Origin of the sequence: Streptococcus sp. 2018110 (assembly GCF_019754115.1) — a bacterium.
Classification (GTDB): domain Bacteria; phylum Bacillota; class Bacilli; order Lactobacillales; family Streptococcaceae; genus Streptococcus; species Streptococcus hashimotonensis.
The window spans coordinates 1-3,838 of the sequence record NZ_JAIJZO010000002.1; the positions used below are offsets into that span (position 1 = coordinate 1).

Genomic DNA, 3,838 nt, shown 5'->3' on the forward strand with positions numbered 1-3,838 from the left:
TCAATTTATAGTATAACACAACAAGATGATATGTTCAATATAAAAGTTATGGAATGAGTCTCATACTTCCAATTCGATGCCAGATTTAAAGGATATGACGAAGTGTTCTTCATAGACTGTAACGCTCTGGATTATCTTCCTTAGTAGCAAGCGATTAGCTTTCACAAAATCTTCTGTTTGTAGTTTTAAAAATTCATCAGGATTTTCTAACTCAACCTCAAAATATTTCATTTTACATTCCCTCATTTCATTTATTGATAAATTGAGTTTACAAAAAAGAGTGGACAATTTTTGTCTACTCTTAACCTTTAAAATAGTTTTTTTTAATCGATTTGAAGTTGCCTAAATTATTACTTATTCGGTAAAATGAAGTATTGCTTTCAACAGATTTCCTTCAACTACACTTCACTTGATTCAAACAAGGTGGGTACATTTCTATTCCCACAAACTCCTTGTCAATGGAAACAAACACGTACCCACAGGGTAAATGGAAATAGAAACTGATAATTTCTAGCTATCACTTCTACTCATTCCAAAAATTTTCTCACTCTGATACTTACCCACCATAAAGCAAAAAGCCTTGCAATCAAGGCTTTCATTATCCCTTTCGTTCAAAGGTTTCTAAGCTTTTACAAGCAGAGCAACACACTCGATGTGATGCGTATTTGGGAGTTCAAAGGTCCAGTGGACCTTTGAAGCAGCTTGCCAGAAAACAGGTAAGCAAGCTGGACAACCTAAATGCGTTTTTCTAACAAACCGACTACTTCTATATGGCTCGAGAGGACAGAATGAATGTCATATAAGTGTGTCCGTTCTCGGAAACATATCCACTGCGTTTTTGGCACTATCGGTAGACGGGAACATATCCACCAATCGTACCGTTTACGAAAAGGGCACTCTTACTAGGAGCGCCCTCAATAATAAACATTAATGTAATCAATAGTCTTTTTTCTTTACTGGAATCCAGATTTCGCTTCGATACTTTGGATTTCCAGTGTCTGGACTCTCATTCCATAAAATTTCAGGACCTTCAACCGCCTCGTATCCTGAAGATGGAAACCACTCTGAGTATATCCTACCCCACACATTTTGAAGTGTTTCCGGAAATGGTCCAATCGATTCAAATACAGCCCAGGTACTAGCATCAATTTTTAATACATCAAAATCTGCAGTTTCATTACTTGATGTTGCTACCCCGATGTAATGATCTAATTCTCCTTTCTCTTCCATTCTACCTTCTGAAAAATTAGTGGAAGCACTAATAATACCTGTAGGTTCTACATTTGAAATTGCTTTTAATTGATTAATAACATCCATGGTTAAAAGTTCAGTCATTTTTGCAATCTCTGGATTGACACCTTCAAAAATAATTGGAACTCTCTTCTTAAATCCTACTAACTTAAAAGGTCCTTTCTCAACAATACGATAGTTCATTTCGCATCCTCCTTTAATTGATAATTGAAAGGTCATTCGAGGATAAGCTTTTAATTGTGTATTCTCACTCCTTGCCTCAGAAGGGAGAATGCCATGCAGAGAATGAAAAGCACGGGAAAATGAATCAGCCGAATTATAGCCATATTTGACGGCTACATCAATTATTCTCAAATCCCTATCTTTCAAATCAAGTGCAGCCAACGTCAGTCTTCTTCTCCGAATATATTCTGATAAACTTATGCCTGCTAAAAAAGAAAACATCCGCTTGAAATGATACTCTGAACAATATGCGATTTTAGATACTTCAATATAATCAATTTCCTCTGTTAAGTGCTCTTCAATATACTCCAATGCATTATTCATACTTCTTAAAGAATCCATCAAACAACCTCCTTTCATCATCAATATTATCAGAGGATGCATTTATCCATCCGACAATCTGTGCACAGTATTGTCGATTCCCTTACATGTAATTAGTATCGTTAAACTAAATTTATCTTTGGGATGTTTACAACAGGAATCCTTTACTTTTCTTCAGTGTATCTTTCTTGCTGCAAAAATTCCTTTGCTTCGCTAAGGCATAAATCCCAATGACTCTTTCTTCAAAGTCAGCTTCATCTAGCCTTGCATTGCTATCTTCTCTTATTCGTTCCAACAGTTCACTTCCAAATCCAGAAAGGGAATCTTTAATAGAACGTGCCGTATCTTTTCCTCCTCTAAATTCTAATTAAATCGGAATTTGTCAGTTACTTGTATTCACTCGGTACAGGAATATTAAATCTCTCGCACAATAGTTTTACATCATGCATATCATTTTCATCATGCTCATAGCCCAGATGAAATAACACTTGATTTTCAGCATCGATACATCTTACCGTTTTATCGCCTATTTTCCCAATGCCGCTAAAGACTTCTGGAGGATATGCTTCTCCCTCAAAAACAATGTATCCTTGTTCGTTGAATTTAAATATATGAAGATCAATTATCCTACCTTTACTATCCTTATAAACCGTATGAGATGTGGTGGTATATGCTTCGATAACTTCAGCAAAGCCATATTCTTTTAATATTTCAATAAACTTTTTACCATTACTTTCTTCCACAAATAAATCAATATCGTTGTGTACTCTTGTTTCTTCTTCTAATAGAGCATCTACTCCCCAACCACCATCTATCCAAATGTTAATATCATTTTCTTCAGCATATGTTATTATCTCAATGGCATCAGTTTTACTTACCATGTAATCCCTCCGTTCAAATTAAATCTATAAGTGATAAATCTCAAAGCTATTTCTCCTAATAATATAATGTCTATTGTTCCAATCAAAGCTAAAGATGAAGCTTGCCTTCTTTAGCTCGCAATAATTAGAGCTAAATCGAGATTCCAGCACCCCCTAGATTTAAGTTCCCTTTTGTGCCGTGGTAGAAAGGCCCCAAGTCTAGGAATTTTTCATGAATTGCTCTAACCCTGCTTTGGATGTTAACATTTCAAGATTATTAAATATTTCCTCTTCGCTCCAGTTCCACCATTGTAGCTTTAGCAAGAATTCAATCTTTTCGTCACTAAAGCGTTTTTTGATAAACTTAGCTGGATTCCCACCATATATTGTATATGGCTCAACACTTTTCACTACTGTTGAATTAGCGGCAATAATCGCACCATCACCAATTTTAATACCCGGCATAATGGTAACATTTTGACCTATCCATACATCATTGCCAATCACTGTATCTCCCTTAAAAGGAAGTTGTTCAATTGTAGGAGTCACCTTTTCCCATCCATGGCCAAAGATATTAAAGGGATAGGTTGTAATTCCATCCATTCTATGATTTGCACCATTCATAATAAACTTAACACCCTCTGCAATTGCACAGAACTTTCCTATTATAAGTTTATCCCCTAGAAATTCGTAATGGTGCTCTATATTATCATAAAATTTCTCCGGTGTTTTTTTATTATCGCTATAATAGGTATATTCCCCAATCTCCACATTGGGTCTTTTAGGTAGATTGCTTATAAAACAAACCGTCTTTATATTTTCATTTGGATAAAGTTTTTTCTTATCTGGTCCTATCATAAAATATTAGCTCCTTTAATCTTTAATTACTTCATTACCTTGGCATTGTAGGACTTTCTATCTTTCGTTTTGATTCCTTTTACCAGGGTTTCTTTTCCCTCCAGTAATTCTTTTACATTCGTTTTGGTTAGTTTTTTCTTTCTAAAATGTTCAGCTAAAGTAAACTTACATTCAGGATAATTTGAACAACCATAAAACGATTTTTTTAATACAATATTGTTGCCACACTTAGGACATTTTCCTACAAGGGGTCCCGAGCGCTTAGTGGGAATTTGTACCCCTTATCGATACAAATTCCCCGTAGGCGCTAGGGACCTCTTTAGCTT

4 protein-coding genes and 1 pseudogene are annotated in these 3,838 nt (G+C 35.3%); all 5 read right to left on the reverse strand.

Going from position 1 to position 3,838, the window contains the following annotated elements; genetic code table 11:
- Nucleotides 1-60: 60 nt before the first annotated feature.
- The gene (locus tag K5Q34_RS02025; RefSeq protein ID WP_002941306.1) at nt 61-231 is read right to left on the reverse strand and encodes a hypothetical protein; all 171 of its coding nucleotides are present in this window, start codon (nt 229-231) and stop codon (nt 61-63) included.
- A gap of 705 nt (nt 232-936) precedes the next feature.
- Entirely contained in the window at nt 937-1,815 is an 879-nt protein-coding gene (locus K5Q34_RS02030; RefSeq protein ID WP_024411461.1) for an AraC family transcriptional regulator, read from the reverse strand.
- Nucleotides 1,816-2,180: 365 nt separating this feature from the next.
- Nucleotides 2,181-2,675: a nucleotidyltransferase domain-containing protein gene (locus tag K5Q34_RS02035; protein WP_024411462.1), complete on the reverse strand. Its 495-nt coding sequence runs from the start codon at nt 2,673-2,675 to the stop codon at nt 2,181-2,183.
- Between the two features lie 198 nt (nt 2,676-2,873).
- Nucleotides 2,874-3,512 (reverse strand): Vat family streptogramin A O-acetyltransferase, encoded by a 639-nt coding sequence (locus K5Q34_RS02040; RefSeq protein WP_024411463.1) that lies wholly within the window; start codon nt 3,510-3,512, stop codon nt 2,874-2,876.
- Between the two features lie 26 nt (nt 3,513-3,538).
- Nucleotides 3,539-3,760 (reverse strand): annotated as a pseudogene (locus tag K5Q34_RS02045) (topoisomerase DNA-binding C4 zinc finger domain-containing protein); the annotation flags it as partial.
- Nucleotides 3,761-3,838: the final 78 nt, after the last annotated feature.

What these genes read in the sequence shown, in the direction of transcription:
- K5Q34_RS02025 (WP_002941306.1), bottom strand. Translation starts at nt 231, where the DNA reads ATGAAATATTTTGAGGTTGAGTTAGAAAATCCTGATGAATTTTTAAAA.
- K5Q34_RS02030 (WP_024411461.1), bottom strand. Translation starts at nt 1,815, where the DNA reads ATGGATTCTTTAAGAAGTATGAATAATGCATTGGAGTATATTGAAGAG.
- K5Q34_RS02035 (WP_024411462.1), bottom strand. Translation starts at nt 2,675, where the DNA reads ATGGTAAGTAAAACTGATGCCATTGAGATAATAACATATGCTGAAGAA.
- K5Q34_RS02040 (WP_024411463.1), bottom strand. Translation starts at nt 3,512, where the DNA reads ATGATAGGACCAGATAAGAAAAAACTTTATCCAAATGAAAATATAAAG.